The following is a 16,737-nucleotide window of genomic DNA, read 5'->3' on the forward strand; positions in this document are numbered from 1 at the left end:
TATTAAACAAGACCATATAATTTTAGGCTTATTTACCCTTATTGTAAAGATTTGTCAAGAAAAAAGTGTAAGGGAATATTTGTTATTAAAATTTTATCTGAAAGACAATTTGAATAAAATGTTCATCTTGATAATTTGGATTGTCATGCCAAAGCTTTTCAAAAGTAATTAAAAATATACATCCCCAAACATCCTTATAAACATCATAGCTTATTGAACTTATCAGTCTTCTTTCTATATCATTTGTTGCGTCTAAATTTGGATCCCATACATCATATCTAGCCCAAACTCTAATTTTTTTATACCATGGAATTCTAAACATACCCCAAAAAGAGAAACCTTCTTTATGCCTTTCATCTCGGTAAAGTTTCCCATCATCTCCTTTATAAAACCCATTTTGACATCCTTTATCCCTAGCATATTCAGCTGTGATAGTAAAAGAAGGTGCTTGATAGCTAATAAAAAATGTATTTACATACCAATCAGGTGGATCTCCTTTGGCTATATTATCAGTTCCAGGAAAATAAACATCTTTTCCTTTATAATTTTTCCCTTCTTCAGAAAGATTTCCTTTTGCTAAAATACCAAAATAAGTAAATTGTAATCCAGGCAAAATATTAGGAAATGGTCTTAAAGTAATACGTGCTTCTAAAGCCTTATTGGTATTTTTCTCTCCTTGATGATAACCACTACCATTATATACTCCTAAAGCAAAACTCCCATAACGACCTGCATAATATTTATTGACTTTTTCCTTATATTCTTTATCCATCTCCCCACCAAAATATCCAAACCAGGCAATGCCCTGGTCTGCTGAATTAAACATGTGGTTTCTTTCTTGAAACATAGTGCCCTGACAGCGATAGGGATTCACATGTTCTTCAAAATCTAGCCAGGGGAAATGAATCTGACCAAATTCTATAAAATTATTGGTAAATATAAAAAAATCTTTAAAATAAATCCTTCCATAAAGATATTTTAGCCTTACCTTTACATCACCATGGATATCCCTAGTGACATCAGGCGTAACACGAGCAGAAAACCAAGATGTAATTTTCTTCTTTATATTTATATAACCTCTGGTAATGCTCCACCCACTATAATCTTTGCCTTTTTTATCTTCTCCAGCCTTAAAATCCAAATACCACAATGCCCCAATTGAAACCCCTTTAAGCCCTTTTGGTAGGTTAATATCTGCCTTTAATGAAGTCGTTAACAAAAAAACTAGCAAGAAACTCAAAATTAATTTTTTCATTTTGACCTCCTTTGAAGTTTTGGCCTTAATACACAAAATTTTTTACAAAATAATAACAATATTTAAACATCATAATGACAGTTTAAATAACAATTATGTCATAATTTGGTAATAAAACTGTAACAAAAGGTGTTAATAATTTATTTCTGTGAGGATAAAAGAAGGAATAATTAAAATCATATTTTTATTCTTGGCTTTTATATCCATTTCTACCCTTGCCTTTATTGTCATCTTCCTTTTTAAAGAAAGTCTTCCCATTTTTAAAAAGGTCTCTTTAAAAGCATTTTTATTTGGTAAAGAATGGTATCCTACAGATGAACCACCTGCTTTTGGAATTTTGCCACTAATTATAGCTTCATTGTTAGTAACTTTCCTTTCATCCCTTATAGCTGTCCCTTTAGGTGTGCTTTCAGCGATTTATATATCTGAATTGGCAAGACCTTTTATAAAGGAGATATTAAAGCCTGTTATTGAACTTTTGGCAGCACTCCCCTCTGTGGTAATTGGTCTTTTTGGCATGACAGTTATAGCTCCTTTTTTACAAAATATGTTTAATTTGTCTACAGGATTAAATGCCTTTAATGCTGCCTTAATGTTAGCATTGATGTCTATTCCTACAATTACTAGTATTTCTGAAGATGCCTTATACAGTGTCCCTTCAGAGTTAAGAGAAGCCTCCTTTGCTCTAGGGGCAACTAAATGGGAAACAATTTATCATGTTGTAATTCCTGCTGCTTTATCAGGTATAGGGACAGCTATTATTTTAGGCATAGCAAGGGCATTAGGTGAAACAATGGTGGTATTAATGGTAGCAGGAGGTGCTGCATGGATACCAGAAAGTATCTTTGATCCCGTGCGTCCTATGCCAGCAGCTATTGCAGCTGAAATGGGAGAAGCACCTGTTGGAAGTGATCACTATCATGCCCTTTTTGCTATTGGTCTAGTGCTCTTTTTCTTCACTTTAATTTTTAATCTTATTGCTTATTATATTGCCCAAAAATATAAAAAGGTAGGAGAAGCACTTTGAGGAAGATAAGGCAATTTTTTGCCTTTTTCTTAATATATCTGGCTACTATTATTATATGTCTTGGTCTTTTTTCAATATTATTTTTTATCTTTAAAAACGGCATAAGTGTTATAAACCTTGATTTCCTTAAAAAGCCTCCTACAGAAGCAATGACAAAGGGAGGTATATTCCCAGCCATTGTGGGCACATTTTACCTCAGCTTAGGTGCAATTATCTTTGCATTTCCTTTAGGGGTGGGGGCAGCTATATACCTTTCTGAATATGCAAAGGAAGGTAAAATTGTGCATATCATCCGTATAGGCATTAATAATCTGGCAGGTGTGCCCTCAATAATATTTGGTCTTTTTGGACTTGCCTTATTTGTTGTTTATTTTAAATTTGGTTCTTCCATCCTCTCTGGCTCTTTGACACTTGGAGTTTTAATATTACCTATTATCATTCAAGCTACAGAAGAGGCATTAAAAGCAGTCCCTCAATCTTATAGAGAGGCCTCATTTGCCTTAGGTGCCACTAAGTGGCAAACCATTTTTAAAGTAGTCTTACCAGCTGCCTTACCTGGGATTTTAACAGGCACTATTTTAGGCATAAGTCGGGCTGCAGGAGAAACTGCCCCAATTATGTTTACTGCAGCCGCATTTTATACCCCAAAGCTTCCTCGCACTATCTTTGATGAAGTGATGGCACTGCCATATCATATCTATGTTTTGGCTACATCTGGCACGCACATTGAAGAAACTAGAGCAATTCAATATGGTACTGCTCTTGTATTAATTTCATTAGTATTTCTGCTTAATCTAACTGCTATTATTTTACGTATCAGATTTAGAAAGAAGTTTTAAAGATAGCTTAAGCCTTGAAAGAAAAAAGATAAAAATGTATGTTCAAGTAGGGAGGTGTAAAAGATGGGGACGATTATTATAAAAGTACCAGAAAATATTGAAAGAAAATTTACGATTGATAATATGGACATTATAAAGGAATTTTTGGAAAAACTTGAAAGAGAAGAGAAGGTAAAATTTTTAAAAAAAAATTTGGATAAAGTTTTGGGAAAGGTTGAAGTAGAAGATGTGACGGAGGAAGAAGTATATCTCCAAGGTGATTAGATGTTTTTTATTGATAGTAGTGTTCTAATAGAAGGCTTTAAAAGTAAAGGAATCAAAGAAGCACAAAAATTAGTAAAATTTCTTATAACTAGAGTGGATTTATTAGAGTTAGGTATAAACAGTATTGTTTTTAGTGAGACTGTTTATCAGTTGATAAATAAGAAAAAAAGAGCACCTGATATTACGGAAAGATATATTTTTGAGCTATTCTCCATCTGCTGTGTCTTTGCGGAAAACGCTGATATTTTATCAATTGCAAAGGAATTTATAAAAACTTATAACCTAAAACCAAATGACGCTTTGATTTTAGCCACTTGTAAATATTATGGAATTAAAAATTTAATTTCTGTAGACGAGGATTTTGAAAAAGCTTGTGAAAAAGAAGGTATTATTCTGATTGATACCGTAGATAAGTTTAAGGATGCAATCTCTGGAAAATAAGAAATTATAGGAAGTAGAAAATTTAATACTGATGCCTAATTATCTTGCCTTCAAGTAAAAATACCACATGCTCAGCAATATTTGTAGCATGGTCTGCTACTCTTTCCCAGCATCTGGTAACAATGATTAAATGTGCTCCCCGCCTTACAGCCGGACTATGAGTGACCATAAAGTCTAATAATGTTCTAAATATATAATCCCTTAATTCATCTACTTCATCATCTCTTTTACAAACTTCAATAGCCAATTTATCATCTTTATAAACAAATGCATTGACTGCTTCAATCAACATCTCTATAGCTATCTCAGCAATGGATTGTAACTCATTCATACAGCAAAAAAGTGGTGGTCTCTTTACCAATTCTATTACTCTTTCTGCTACATTTACTGCCTGATCCCCACACCTTTCTAAATCAAAATTAATGCGCATAGCAGCAGTAATAAACCTCAAATCACTGGCCATAGGCTGATATCTGGCTAAAAGAGAAAGACATTGTTTATCTATCTCTACTTCAAGCCTATTTATCCTTTCATCTCCTTCAATTATTCTTTTGGCAAGTGTTTCATCTCTTTCATTAAATGCCTTTAAACTATCTCTTAATGCTCTTTCTACTAAAGAAGCCATTTTTAATAGATCCATCTTTAAATCATTTAACTCTGCATGAAAATGTCTCATTATCCAAACCTTCCTGTAATATAATCTTCTGTCTGTTTTTCTTTTGGTTTTGTAAATATCTCTTCTGTTGTGCCTACTTCAATAAGACTTCCCATATAAAAAAAGGCTGTATAGTCAGAAACACGAGCTGCCTGCTGCATATTATGAGTAACAATAATAATGGTATATTTTTCTTTAAGTTTATGTATTAATTCCTCTATTTTTTGGGTAGCAATGGGATCTAAGGCAGAACATGGTTCATCCATAAGCAACACCTCTGGCTCAATCGCTAATGCACGAGCAATACAAAGCCTTTGTTGCTGCCCTCCAGAGAGAGAAAGTGCTGATTTCTTAAGTCTATCTTTCACTTCATCCCAAAGGGCAACTGCTTTAAGACTTTCCTCTACTTTGGCTGCAATCTCAGCCTTATTTCTCCATCCATTTATCTTCAACCCATAAGCTATGTTTTCAAAAACAGACTTGGGCAAGGGATTTGGTTTTTGAAATACCATACCTACCCTTCTCCTTACCTCTGTTACATTTATATTTTTGTCATAGATGTTTTTTCCATCTAAAAGCACTTTTCCTTCTACTCTAGCCCCTGGAATAAAATCATTCATCCTGTTTAAACATCTAATAAATGTGCTCTTTCCACAACCTGAAGGGCCAATTAAGGCAGTAACTTTATTCTCTGGAAATTTAAGTGAAATATTCTTTATTGCACAGAAATCTCCATAATAAAAGCTTAGATTTTCAGTAGCTATCTTTATTTTCATCTTGGCCATTTAACAAAAAATGTGGAACCTTTCCCTAATTCGCTTTCTGCCCAAACTTCACCACCATGAGCCTCAACAATATGTTTTACAATAGAAAGCCCTAGCCCTGTACTACCTGATGCCCTAGAGCGTTCTTTATTTACTCGGTAAAAACGCTCAAAAATGCGAGTTAAATCCTTTTTTGGAATACCTATGCCTGTATCACTGACTTTTATAATCATAAATCTACCCTGTTCTTCAGCGTTTATTTCAATTTTACCTTTTTCTGTATACTTTAATGCATTATCAATAAGATTATTAAAAACCTGCCTTGCCCGTTCTTCATTTGCCCATATAGTTTGAGTATCTTTTATTTTTAATTCAATTTTAATATCTTTTCTTTTTACCTTCTCCTTAAATGTCTCAATTGTTTCTTCAATCAATTCTTTTAAAGAAACATGTTCTTTTTTAAGGCGAAAGCCCTCACTTTCAATTGTAGAAAGCTCAATTAGATCATGAGTTAATTTAATTAAAAAATCTGTATGTTTTAGAATAATAGAGGAAAATTCTTTTATTTTTTCTATGTCTTCTTCATATAACAGTGTCTCTGCATATCCCTTGATGCTAGTAAGAGGAGTACGCAATTCATGTGAGACATTGGCAACAAAGTCGCGTCTCATCCTTTCAAGCCTCTTTAAATGGGTAATATCATAAAATATGGCAATGCTACCAATAGTTTTTGTATTATGTTTTATCCCGCAAAGATGGACTTCAAAGACCCTTTCTTTAGGATGAAAAAGGACAAGCTCTATAGACAATCTTTCTTTTCCCTTTATTACTTCCTCAATCCCCTTAACTAATTTTTCATCCCGCAAAATTTCTATAGAACTTTTCCCTATTTCTACTTTTGGAAAAAGCAATTTAAAAGTATCGTTATAAAGTACAATCTCTCCATTTTTATCAGTAACCACAATCCCTTCATAAATGCTTTTTAAAATGGTCTCTAAATAACCCTTTTCTTGATTTAGTTGACTTATGTATTGCTCAACCGTCCTTGCCAAGTCATCAATGGTATAGGCAAGTATACCTATCTCATTTTTAGGATAAATGCCTATCCTCTTTTTAAAATCTCCCTTAGCCATAGCTGTAGCTGTTTCTGTAATCTTTTTAATAGGTCTAGCAAAACTATGAGAAAGTAAAAAACTAATAATTATAGCCATTAAAAGACCCAATCCAAGGGATATCAAAGCAATCCTTTTTGCCTGAAAGATTATTCTCTCAACATCAACCAGAGGTAAAGCAAGCCTTACTGTACCAAGCAGTTTTTCTTTTTTGATTAAAGGTAGGGCTACATAAAGCATTTCTTGTTTTAGAGTAGTGCTATAACGCTTACTTATTCCAATATTTTTTTTCAAAGCACTTAGTATTTCAGGTCTATTGCTATGATTTTCTAAATATTTTAAATTTTCTCTACTTACTTCAGAATCAGCCACAACCTTTCCTGAAATATCAACAATAGTAACCCTTACCCCTAAAGCCTTTCCTATTTCATCAGCAAAAAAATCAAGGTCAAAATTAAGTTTTAAATTCTCTTTTATTAAAATTTTTCTAATCAAATTTGCCTCTTTTATAAGCTTTTGCTCCAATTGAGTAATAAGATATTTTTTTAAGCCAAGCTCAAGATATATATAAGTGATGGTAAAGGAAAGAATTAATAAACACAAAAAAGATAAAAACAGTTTTTCTCTAAAACCAAATTTACTCTTTAAAACGATAACCTACCCCTCTCACTGTTTCTATCAAATATGCCTTATCTTTTAATTTTTGCCGAAGACGTTTGATATGGACATCTACAGTACGGGCATAACCTTCAAAGGAATATCCCCAAACCTTTTCAAGAAGCATTTCTCTGCTAAATACCCTTCCTCTTTTTTCCATTAAAGTTACTAATAAATTGAATTCAGTTATGGTCAGATGCACAGGTTCACCATCAATGCTCACCTTATAAGCATCTATATCTACTTTTAATCCATCTGCTTCTAAAATATTTTTGTCTTTAGGTGGAGAGAGCCTTCTTAATACTGCCTTTACCCTTAAAACCAGCTCTCTTGGACTAAAGGGTTTTACGATATAGTCATCTGCACCAAGTTCAAATCCCACTATTTTATCTACCTCTTCACCCTTTGCTGTGACCATTATAATGGGAATATTTTTAGTATCTTCATTTGCTTTGAGCATACGACAAATCTCTAAACCATCTATCTCAGGTAACATAAGGTCTAATAAAATAAGGGTGGGTAATGCCTTCTTTGCTAAAGAAAACCCTTCTTTTCCATCATGGGCAATAATCACTTTATAATTTGCTTTTTCCAAATGATAGGCAATTAAATTAGCAATATCTTTATCGTCTTCAATGACGAGTATAGTGGACATTTTTATCAATGTTAGCATAGATCATTTAGAGGTCAAGTATAGTTTATATTTTTAGGAAAATCTTAATTATTTTGTCACCATTTTGTAACAAAGAAGATTTAGATTTCTTATATGACCAAAGATGAAAAAATAAAAATAGCGCATATCTCTGATTTGCATATTACAGGCCCAAATTTTGTTTCACAATGGGGTGAAAATGTTATTGATATTTTAAATTCTGAAATGCCAGAGATACTTATCATTACAGGTGACCTTACAGATGATGGATATGTCCATGAATATGAATTGGCAAAAACATATATCGATAGAATAAAGGTGAAGAATAAAATAATAGTACCAGGCAATCATGATGCAAGAAACGAGGGATATATAATTTTTGAGGAAATTTTTGGAACAAGATACCCTTACTATGAAAATGAGAAAGTAGTGATTTTGGGGATAGATTCCAGTCAACCAGACGTAGATGATGGACATGTAGGACGGGAAAATTATGAACTCATAAGAGAAAAATTATCAATAAACAACAAGGTAAAAATACTGGCCATGCATCATCACCTTATTCCTATTCCTGGAACAGGAAGGGAGAGAAACATACCCTCAGATGCAGGGGATGTTCTAAAAATTTGTATGGAGTTGGGAGTAAATTTTGTTCTTTCAGGCCATAAGCACTTGCCCTGGACATGGAGGCTAGAGAATACCTATCTTATCACAGCAGGGACAGCTACATCTCGCAGGCTGAAGGGTAGGTCTTATCCTTCATTTAACATATTAGAGATACCTGCAATTCACACAGACAAGCAAGATAAAATGGCTATTTTGAAAGAAGTGGATGTAACAAATAAGAAATTTAGGGAAATACTAAGAGGTTTTAGGGCATTAAAGAACACCTCTTTCTGATGCCCTTAAAATATCCATAAGTGTGACTATCCCTACAATCCTTCCGAATTCGGTAACAACCAATCTAGCTAAGTTTAGATTTGCCATAAGACTCGCAGCATGGGTAACATTGTAATGGCTATCAATTGAAACCAAGGGTTTAGTGGCAATGCTTTTGACCTCCATTTCATTTGGGTTTAGACCCTTTGCCAAGACCTTATAAACTACATCTCTTACAGTGACAATTCCATAGACATCTTCTCCACTTTCCGGTATAACTATCAAACTCCTTATCCCCTCTTTAAGCATTAAGGATATTGCCTCTGAGACCCTGGCATTTGGTGAAATTTTTTCGATTTCTGTAATCATGATTTCACTAACCTTCATCTTATTCCCTATCTTAATTATTGCACTGGGTAAATGGCTACATAACCTGTCTTCTCCACAATCCTCTGCCCAATAGGAGATAAGACAAAATTAATAAAAGTAGCTATTTCACCTTCAGGCCAACCATTTGTAAACATAAATAATGGACGGGTAATTGGGAATTTTCCTATCCTAATTGTGTCTTTTGTAGGCATTACTCCTTCTACTTTAATTGCTTTTACTTGTTTATTTAAATAACCAATGCCAACATAACCAATTGCCCATTTATTGTGAGCAACTGTTTGAATTACTGCTCCATTAGATGCCTGTAATAAGGCACGTGGAGTTACTCTGTCTTTTTTCATCACCTTTTCTCTCCATACTTCATAAGTCCCAGAGCTCGTATCTCTAGAAACGACAACAATATTGTGATCAAATCCACCTACTTTTTTCCAATTTTTAATCTTGCCTGTATAAATATCGTGCAATTGAGCCAATGTAAGATTTTCTATAGGATTTGATGGATGCACAATAGGCACTACTCCATCTAGGGCAATACGATGAGGCACTGGATAAACCCCTTTAGCAATAGCCATCTTTATCTCCTTTTGTTTTATAAAACGGGAACTATCGGCAATATCGCAAGTCCCATCTATTAATGCCTTAATCCCATTGCCTGAGCCACCACCAGAAACAGAGATCTTTATTTCTGGATGTTGCTTCATAAAAACTTCAGCTACTGCCTGCACAATAGGTAAAACTGTGGTAGAGCCCTTTATTACTATCTCTCCAGCAAGACTAATTTGAGCAATAAATAAAATTAAAAAAATACTTAAAAACCGTTTCATTTTATCCTCCTTTTAAATTTATTTTAAAATTTTTTTAAAGAAAATTTGTGACAAAATAATGACAGATTTATGAAGTTTTATTAAAAGAAAAATCCAAGAAAAATAAACATATTATTTAGCAAAAGCATCCTTGCTTTAAATCTATCAACAAAAAATTTCATATTTAACCTTCTTGTAAATAAATCTCTTCCTCCAACATTGTGACATAGTGCATAACTGGCTAGCGATACTTTATGGCAAATAATTTGAAATAATTGAAGCAACTCTTACACCAACAATCACAAACAAAGCAACTATAAATGTTTCTAATCCTGCTTTTAAACTAATTTCTTTCATAAAAAGAGCTGCACCAAGATCTGTTAAAACACAAAATGCCAATCCCCCAATTAATCCATATTTTTTAAATATTAAAACCATAATTATAATCAATGGTAAAGAAAGTAGAGTTCCAAAAATAGCTACTTGAATTATATTAGTTTGTGTAGCCTTTGTTATTATATAAGTCATCCCTGCCATCCTAGGACAAACAATAAAAAACGCAAAAGCTATGCATACTAAAAACAATTGATTCATCTTTAACCCCTTTAGCTAAAATAAAAAAGGGAGGCAATTGCCTCCCTTTTAAAAATCAATTTAGACTAAAATTCTACAGCCATTTGAGTGAAGAAAAGATTTCGGCTAGTTCTATCATCTTCATAATCTGTCTCCCAATCCGGGTCATAGTCTTCTACAGCATATGCCACTGACCAAGTAAGATATTCATAAAGACCAATATTAACCCCAATTGCCCATCTATTCTTTGGTATATCATAAATAGGCTGTGCTTCTAAAGAACCTTCATATCTAAACATTACCTCAACAGGTTTAGGTAATCCTAACATTTCCTCTATATTTGCTCCGATTTCAAATCCCCATACATGGGGATGTAAAGTTTCATTCTTTGTGTCTTTTAACAATCTTGGTTCATTCTCCCAGTCTAAATTTTCTTCTCTGCTATTAAAATTTTTAAAAGGTTCAGTTACTGTCATATATTCAGCTGTGAAATAAAAGTTTTTGTACTCACCGCTCATATAAACAGCTATACCATCTACATCCTTTTCAGAAACTAAATCTCCATCCCAAGCTGGATCACCAAAATAATCTTTCAAGCCACTTGCATCAAGCACATTACTGATATAAGAACCACCTATTTCAAAACTATAATCTTCATTAGATAAATTATAAGAGACATTAAAACCAAATGTATCTGCATGGCGCTCATCATCACATTTGCTCACATCTGAATAGACTAAAAATCCTTCTAAAGTCAAACTGCCTACAGGAAGTTTTTGTGTGTATCCAACTATCAAACCTGGATCCCAGATTTCACCAAAATAAAGAGTAAGTGGAAAGTTTACAAATGGGTCATCAGGAAAGTGTGTGTATTCTTCTCTTTTCCCAAAAGGGTGATAAAGCAATCCACCAGTAAGATAAAATGGTATATTCTCTGTTGGCCCTATTGTCATATAACCTTCATCAATAAAGAATTCATCTACTTCAAATAGAGGCACTACTGCAACATTTATCCAGTCTGTAACACTGGCTTCAATGGAAAGACCTGCTGTAGTAAGCTGAATTTCACTATGCACTTTGTTATTTTTACTTCTATGCCCCACTGCTTCTACTTTAAATCCTGCTTCCAATTCCCCATGAAATTCAATTCTTTCAGCAATAGTGTCAATAATACTTTTTTCTTTTGCATAAGAAGAACTCATCAACAAAACCATTAACAATAAACATACTACTCCCTTTTTCATAATACCCTCCTTAAAAATTATTTAAGAAAAAAATATGTCCAATCCTTTTTAAATTGATTAAAATCTTTATCATAATAACTCCAGTTAATTTTTAAGCTTTGCTAATAACATATAATTAAGTTTTTGTCAATACAAAAGTTTAATTTCTTAACATTTTTGCATCCCTTAGCATTTTCTGAATAACCTGATGTTTTCGTTTATCGCCTTTAGCTTGTTTTTTTCTTCCATAACCAATTTCTTCTATTTAAGAGTAAAAAAAATACTTTTCAAGTTAAAAACTTTCCAGAAGAAAATCATTGAAAGAAGGTTTCGCTACGCAAGAACTTTTTTAAAGAAAATTAAAATTCAGTTTATTTTCTTCCTTGACACTTTGTCTTTCTTCTCTAAACTTAAATCAGAAATTTAAAAAAGGAGGTAAAGATGGAAAAAAGAGAAGGGAAAATAGGAAAGATTATTTCCTTTAAACTTTTACAACCAAAAGGAAAGATAGGAAAGATTGTCTCTTTTAAAATTCTAAAAGAAAGGAGAAAGAAGTGGCAGTAAGGGTAAAGGTTAGGTTAAAGGCACTTAAAGGAAAAAAAGAAACAATTGAAGAGATTGCCTTACTTAATACAGGTTATGAATCAAAAGAACCAGAAATAGTAATTCCAAAAGAAACTGCTGAAAAACTTGGTTTATGGCCTCACCTTCCTGATGGAACTGAGGTAGGGGATTATGAAGTTGGAGGAGGTGGGAAAGTTAGAGTTTATTATATTGAAAACTGCTTAGAAATCCAAGTCTTAACAGAAGATACCGTTTCTAATCCGATATTAGTTTCAGCAGTAATAATGGAAGGAGAAAAAGAGGTATTGTTAAGTGATAAATCAATAAGTGCTCTTCAAATTGTTTTAGAAGATGCTGGAAAAGGAATTTGGAGGTTTAAAAAAGAAGAAAAATTAAGAAAAAGTTATTCTTTATAAACAAGCTTATTAACAAGTCTTTCTATAAATTCCCAAACTTCTTGTTTTTGCATCATGGTGCGATAAGGGACAGAGGTATAATTTTTCTTTAAGATTTTGTTATAAAAATAAAGCAATCTTTTTTTATCTTCTTCTGTTAATTTTTTTGGATTTATCTCACCATGTAAAATAGCTGCATGAATAGGTGGATTTTTAAATTTTCTTAAAATAGGCATAAGATAATTCCATCCACCAATAATATTTCCTCTTACATATACCCCTCTTGTATCAAGACAAACACAAAAGATAGCTACTTTCTTTTCTTCCAATATTTCTTTATATTTTTCAATATACTCTTCAACTTCCTTTAAAATCCTTTCTTCATAAACAGGACCACCAATAATGATTAAATCATAATCTTTTGGTGAAGGTGCATCTTTTACATTAAAGTCTTCTACCTCAAATTCAATTCTTTCTTTCATCCAATTAACAATCTCTTTTGTTGAACCATATTTTGTAGCATAAACAATAAGTGTCTTCATATTTTTAATAACCAAAGTTTTGTTACCTTTGGGTCAATGATTATTTCATCTTTTTCAAAATCAAGCTTTAATCGCCATTTCTGTAAAGTTGCTGCCCCAATTATTACTCCATTAGAAAGATTATCTATAACCATAAATTCATCTGAAAAACGATATTTATCAATATAAAAGTTTAATCTTACCGCTCCCTTTGCTGTTATTTTTCTACCTTCTTCAGCTGTTAAAAACTCCATAGGTTCTGGGAGTGGTTCAATTGTTCCAAGTTTTTTTGCAAGTTCTGGATGAATGCATGAATAAGTAGAACCTGAATCAAATATTGCTTCTTTTTCTACCTCTCCTTTCGAACCTTTAAGTTTTATTTTTTTTAAAATTACCGCCATTTTTACTCCTTAAAATTATATTTTAAAGAGAAATAATCAATCAATGCTTGAGTAATATTTACATACCAAAACTCACCAGCTAAAGTTAATTCTAACCAGCCATCATTTAATCTTATAAGCCCTACTTTTTCCCATTGATTTAAAATAGGCAAAAAGATATCTTCCAAATCATATTTATATTTTTTAGATATCTTTCTTAAATTACATGCCCCTTTAGTCTCTATACTTCCAATAATCTCCCTAAACATTGTAGCATAATCTGGCCATCTCATACAAAAGCTTATTGGTTTTTCATTATTTTTTATTCTTTTATAATATGAAGAAAGATTATTATCTTGATAAAAAAAGTAATTATTAAACCAACCACCTGCCCCAGAGCCAATAGGAATACAAACACTTCCACATCTTGCTAATGTATTATAAATATTTCTTTCCCTATGATCCCTTGCCCAATGGGTCATAGAAAGCCTTAAATATCTTTCTTTTTTCATCATCTCTACTGCCTTCTTATACATCAATGCCTGATTAGGTATATCTGCAAAAGGGGCAATCTTCCCTTCATTTACTGCTTTTTCTAACCTTTTTCCTTTATAAATATGTAATTGATAAAAATCTGCACTATCAATTTCTAAATCAATAAATTCCTTTATATCCTCTTCCCAAATCTCCATACTTTGATATGGAAAACCATATATTAAATCAATGACTAATATAGCATAATTTAATTCTTTTATATAATTTAATGTTTCAATTACTCTTTCTTTTTCCTCTATTCTGCCCATCTTTTTTCTTACAAATGTATTAAAGCTTTGCACCCCAAGAGAGAAACGATTTGCCCCTGCATCAATACAGGCAAGGATCTTTTCCTTATCAAAATGATAAATCCTTCCTTCAACTGTAATCTCACAATCATTTGATAAAGGAAAATATTTATTAATAGCAGTTAATATCTTAAAAAGCCCCTTAGCACTTAATGCTGTAGGTGTACCACCACCAAGATAAACAGCATGAAATGGATGAGAAACAATAAATAGCTTATCAGAAAGCATCTCCATCTCTTTTAATAAACATTCTATATAATTTGATTCTTCTTCTTTTTTAAATGCATTTTGATAAAAACCGCAAAATATACAATGAGTCTCACAAAAAGGAATATTTATATAAATAGCCCTTTTTTCTGGCTTTGCCTTTTTATTGAGTGAATCTTCCCAAACATTTTTATAATTTTCTATAGGTATTCCTTTTAAAAAAGGATGGACAGAAGGCTTCTTATCAAAAGCATAACACAGTGGATTATCTGTCTCATTAGCAAAAAATGCTCTTTCATCAGTCATTTCAGAAGTATGCCTTCTTAATTGTCCAATATTATATTTCTTTTTCTGCATGAAGCAAATATTGGTATTTTTTTATTTCCCATATAAGTATAAGGCTCTCTTCAATCCATTTTAATATATCTTCTGGTTTTAAAGACATAAATTGCAGAAGTTCTTCATCTGAATGAAATCTTTGATAATCAAAAGCATCTTTAAACCACTCTAGTATAAATTCAGGAGGTACCAACTTTGGGCTAGAGTAAATCTCATGTAAAGGTTTTTTGATATAGGCGTATTTATAAATTTTCTCAATCTTCACATTTTTCCCTCAATTGTTTAATTCTCTTTAAATGATTAATATCTTCTATATCTCTAGGTCTACCACAAAGGCTTTTCATTTTTATAAGGTCATCAATAGAAGCCACATTTACATTTATCCCTTTAATCTGAATTACCTTTTTGTTTGAATATGCTTGTTCAAAATTAACTGGATTAACTAAAAATATGTCTATAAGCTTAAATGGATTTTTAGGATGTATGAAGGTAAATACAATTGCTCCTTTTTTTTGTATCCATTCATCTCTTTTTTCTCTTGATATTAATTCATGAGGTTCTACAGGAACCTTTGGAACATAACCTAATTTTTCTAAAATATCAACAATTTTAGATAGATTTTCATCTGATAAGTCAATCATTAAGTCTAAATCTACAGTCAGTCTTACATATCCATAAAAATTGACAGCTATACCACCAACAATAAGATACTTTACTTTTCTTTTTTCAAACTCTTTAAAAACTTCTTCATAAATCATTCATTCAATCCATAACGTAAAATTATAGTAGAATCAAGTAGTTTTTCATAAATTATTGACGATTCATAAACAAAGTGTTATTTTTCCAATTAAAATTTTTAACATATTGAAAACAGATGGAAAATAAACCCTAAATCCTTGTTTGCCATACAAGAAACCCCGTAAGTGTGCTATAATAAAGCGATTTTGAAAAATCACCTTTCACCTAAAAGGTGAAAACACACTCACGGGGTAAAAACAATGATAAAACAAAAAGGGGCAAAAGTAAAGCAAACTATTTTACCATTTGTTTTAGAGAAGACTTACGAAATTATCACTCCCAGGGCAGGTTTAGTTTTATTTGGTGAGTTTGTTTATGGATTAAGGCTTAATCAAAGGGCAGATAAATATCTGCCTCTGCCAAAAAGTGGTAGAGGTTATAGACCAAAAGACTTTGTTTTACCCCTTGTGCTCATGCTTAATGGAGGGAGCAGGGCTATTGAAGATATAAGAGAAATTAAAGTAGATGAAGGTTTAAGGGAATTATTATGCATAGAAAAAATTCCCTCAAGTGATGCCTTTTATAGCTGGTTAAGACGGATGGGCGAAGGAGAAGGATTAAAGGGTTTAGAGCAACTAAACAGGTTTTATTTGCACAAGCAGTTAAAAAAGGAAAAAGAGATTATACTCTTGATATAGATGCAACGGCTATTTTAGCAGAGAAGAAAGAGGCAGAGATGACATATAAGGGATTTAGAGGATACATGCCTATGGTAGGGCATTTAGCAGAAAATGGGTTAGTAATTTATGCAGAATTTCGCCAAGGCAATGTTTCTCCTTCAGCCAAAAACTTGGAGTTTATAAAACACTGTGAAAGGCAAATGCCAAGGGGAAAAAGGATAGGATATTTAAGAGCAGATGCAGCATCTTATCAAGCAGAGATATTTAATTATTGTGAACAAAAGGGAATAAAATTTGCCATAGGTGCCCATATAGATAGAGCGGTCAAAGAAGCGATTTTGTCTATAAAAGAAGATGAATGGAGACCATAAGAAAATAGACATATTGCCGAGACACTACATTGTATGGAAAAGACAAAGAGAGCATTCAGGCTAATTGTGGTAAGAAGACCATATCAGCAAAGGCTATTTGGTGAAGAAGAAATTGATTTAAAGGAAAGATATAAAGTGATAGCAACAAACCTTAATTTTGAACCAG

General features: G+C 32.4%; 22 protein-coding genes. 8 read left to right on the plus strand and 14 right to left on the minus strand.

Annotated elements, in window-relative coordinates; genetic code table 11:
- Window positions 1-85: 85 nt before the first annotated feature.
- Complete coding sequence (locus LWW95_07315; GenBank protein MDL1956837.1) at window positions 86-1,255, minus strand: hypothetical protein; 1,170 nt, start codon at window positions 1,253-1,255, stop codon at window positions 86-88.
- Window positions 1,256-1,397: 142 nt separating this feature from the next.
- Between LWW95_07315 and pstC the strand changes: the two genes are divergently transcribed.
- From pstC to LWW95_07335, 4 genes are all read left to right on the plus strand, one after another.
- Window positions 1,398-2,282 carry a phosphate ABC transporter permease subunit PstC gene (pstC, locus tag LWW95_07320; protein ID MDL1956838.1) on the plus strand — a complete coding sequence of 295 codons (885 nt, stop codon included), beginning with the start codon at window positions 1,398-1,400 and terminating at the stop codon, window positions 2,280-2,282.
- Window positions 2,279-3,121, plus strand: coding sequence for a phosphate ABC transporter permease PstA (gene pstA, locus LWW95_07325; GenBank protein ID MDL1956839.1), 843 nt, complete (start codon window positions 2,279-2,281; stop codon window positions 3,119-3,121). The genes pstC and pstA overlap by 4 nt, the downstream gene beginning before the upstream one ends.
- Window positions 3,122-3,184: 63 nt before the next feature.
- On the plus strand, window positions 3,185-3,385 hold the full coding sequence (locus tag LWW95_07330) for a hypothetical protein (GenBank protein MDL1956840.1): 201 nt from the start codon (window positions 3,185-3,187) through the stop codon (window positions 3,383-3,385).
- On the plus strand, window positions 3,386-3,826 hold the full coding sequence (locus LWW95_07335) for a PIN domain-containing protein (GenBank protein MDL1956841.1): 441 nt from the start codon (window positions 3,386-3,388) through the stop codon (window positions 3,824-3,826).
- Between the two features lie 22 nt (window positions 3,827-3,848).
- On the opposite strand, the gene phoU is transcribed toward LWW95_07335, so the two are convergent.
- The 4 genes from phoU to LWW95_07355 all read right to left on the minus strand — a co-directional run bounded on the left by phoU (window position 3,849) and on the right by LWW95_07355 (window position 7,669).
- Window positions 3,849-4,502, minus strand: a complete 654-nt coding sequence (gene phoU / locus LWW95_07340) for a phosphate signaling complex protein PhoU (protein MDL1956842.1) — start codon at window positions 4,500-4,502, stop codon at window positions 3,849-3,851.
- Window positions 4,502-5,266: a phosphate ABC transporter ATP-binding protein PstB gene (gene pstB, locus LWW95_07345; GenBank protein MDL1956843.1), complete on the minus strand. Its 765-nt coding sequence runs from the start codon at window positions 5,264-5,266 to the stop codon at window positions 4,502-4,504. Before pstB ends, phoU begins: the two co-directional genes overlap by 1 nt.
- The gene (locus LWW95_07350) at window positions 5,254-6,852 is read right to left on the minus strand and encodes a cell wall metabolism sensor histidine kinase WalK (GenBank protein MDL1956844.1); all 1,599 of its coding nucleotides are present in this window, start codon (window positions 6,850-6,852) and stop codon (window positions 5,254-5,256) included. Before LWW95_07350 ends, pstB begins: the two co-directional genes overlap by 13 nt.
- 142 nt (window positions 6,853-6,994) lie before the next feature.
- On the minus strand, window positions 6,995-7,669 hold the full coding sequence (locus LWW95_07355; GenBank protein MDL1956845.1) for a winged helix-turn-helix domain-containing protein: 675 nt from the start codon (window positions 7,667-7,669) through the stop codon (window positions 6,995-6,997).
- A 111-nt stretch (window positions 7,670-7,780) separates the two neighbouring features.
- Between LWW95_07355 and LWW95_07360 the strand changes: the two genes are divergently transcribed.
- Window positions 7,781-8,566: a metallophosphoesterase gene (locus tag LWW95_07360; GenBank protein ID MDL1956846.1), complete on the plus strand. Its 786-nt coding sequence runs from the start codon at window positions 7,781-7,783 to the stop codon at window positions 8,564-8,566.
- Here the strand turns inward: LWW95_07360 and LWW95_07365 are convergent.
- The 4 genes from LWW95_07365 to LWW95_07380 all read right to left on the minus strand — a co-directional run bounded on the left by LWW95_07365 (window position 8,546) and on the right by LWW95_07380 (window position 11,555).
- Window positions 8,546-8,932: a CBS domain-containing protein gene (locus LWW95_07365; protein ID MDL1956847.1), complete on the minus strand. Its 387-nt coding sequence runs from the start codon at window positions 8,930-8,932 to the stop codon at window positions 8,546-8,548. The two genes, LWW95_07360 and LWW95_07365, sit on opposite strands and share 21 nt — an antisense overlap.
- A gap of 17 nt (window positions 8,933-8,949) precedes the next feature.
- Window positions 8,950-9,759, minus strand: a complete 810-nt coding sequence (locus LWW95_07370) for a phosphate ABC transporter substrate-binding protein (GenBank protein ID MDL1956848.1) — start codon at window positions 9,757-9,759, stop codon at window positions 8,950-8,952.
- A 231-nt stretch (window positions 9,760-9,990) separates the two neighbouring features.
- Complete coding sequence (locus LWW95_07375; protein MDL1956849.1) at window positions 9,991-10,332, minus strand: hypothetical protein; 342 nt, start codon at window positions 10,330-10,332, stop codon at window positions 9,991-9,993.
- A gap of 65 nt (window positions 10,333-10,397) precedes the next feature.
- Window positions 10,398-11,555 (minus strand): LbtU family siderophore porin, encoded by a 1,158-nt coding sequence (locus tag LWW95_07380; protein MDL1956850.1) that lies wholly within the window; start codon window positions 11,553-11,555, stop codon window positions 10,398-10,400.
- Window positions 11,556-12,088: 533 nt separating this feature from the next.
- Between LWW95_07380 and LWW95_07385 the strand changes: the two genes are divergently transcribed.
- Window positions 12,089-12,514, plus strand: a complete 426-nt coding sequence (locus tag LWW95_07385; protein ID MDL1956851.1) for a hypothetical protein — start codon at window positions 12,089-12,091, stop codon at window positions 12,512-12,514.
- On the opposite strand, the gene LWW95_07390 is transcribed toward LWW95_07385, so the two are convergent.
- The 5 genes from LWW95_07390 to LWW95_07410 are packed head-to-tail and all read right to left on the minus strand — an operon-like array spanning window position 12,502 to window position 15,540.
- Window positions 12,502-13,035, minus strand: coding sequence for a flavodoxin domain-containing protein (locus LWW95_07390; protein MDL1956852.1), 534 nt, complete (start codon window positions 13,033-13,035; stop codon window positions 12,502-12,504). The two genes, LWW95_07385 and LWW95_07390, sit on opposite strands and share 13 nt — an antisense overlap.
- A complete protein-coding gene (locus tag LWW95_07395; GenBank protein ID MDL1956853.1) occupies window positions 13,032-13,415 on the minus strand; it encodes a retropepsin-like domain-containing protein in 384 nt (127 codons plus the stop codon). Before LWW95_07395 ends, LWW95_07390 begins: the two co-directional genes overlap by 4 nt.
- Before the next feature lie 2 nt (window positions 13,416-13,417).
- Window positions 13,418-14,800, minus strand: coding sequence for a heme anaerobic degradation radical SAM methyltransferase ChuW/HutW (hutW, locus tag LWW95_07400; protein MDL1956854.1), 1,383 nt, complete (start codon window positions 14,798-14,800; stop codon window positions 13,418-13,420).
- Entirely contained in the window at window positions 14,781-15,047 is a 267-nt protein-coding gene (locus LWW95_07405; GenBank protein MDL1956855.1) for a hypothetical protein, read from the minus strand. The genes hutW and LWW95_07405 overlap by 20 nt, the downstream gene beginning before the upstream one ends.
- On the minus strand, window positions 15,037-15,540 hold the full coding sequence (locus tag LWW95_07410; GenBank protein ID MDL1956856.1) for a nucleotidyl transferase AbiEii/AbiGii toxin family protein: 504 nt from the start codon (window positions 15,538-15,540) through the stop codon (window positions 15,037-15,039). The genes LWW95_07405 and LWW95_07410 overlap by 11 nt, the downstream gene beginning before the upstream one ends.
- Window positions 15,541-15,780: 240 nt before the next feature.
- Between LWW95_07410 and LWW95_07415 the strand changes: the two genes are divergently transcribed.
- Both LWW95_07415 and LWW95_07420 read left to right on the plus strand, forming a co-directional pair.
- A complete protein-coding gene (locus tag LWW95_07415) occupies window positions 15,781-16,218 on the plus strand; it encodes a hypothetical protein (GenBank protein MDL1956857.1) in 438 nt (145 codons plus the stop codon).
- Window positions 16,137-16,571, plus strand: coding sequence for a transposase (locus tag LWW95_07420; GenBank protein MDL1956858.1), 435 nt, complete (start codon window positions 16,137-16,139; stop codon window positions 16,569-16,571). Before LWW95_07415 ends, LWW95_07420 begins: the two co-directional genes overlap by 82 nt.
- Window positions 16,572-16,737 lie beyond the last annotated feature (166 nt).

It is taken from the genome of Candidatus Desulfofervidus auxilii (assembly GCA_030262725.1).
GTDB lineage: Bacteria > Desulfobacterota > Desulfofervidia > Desulfofervidales > Desulfofervidaceae > JAJSZS01.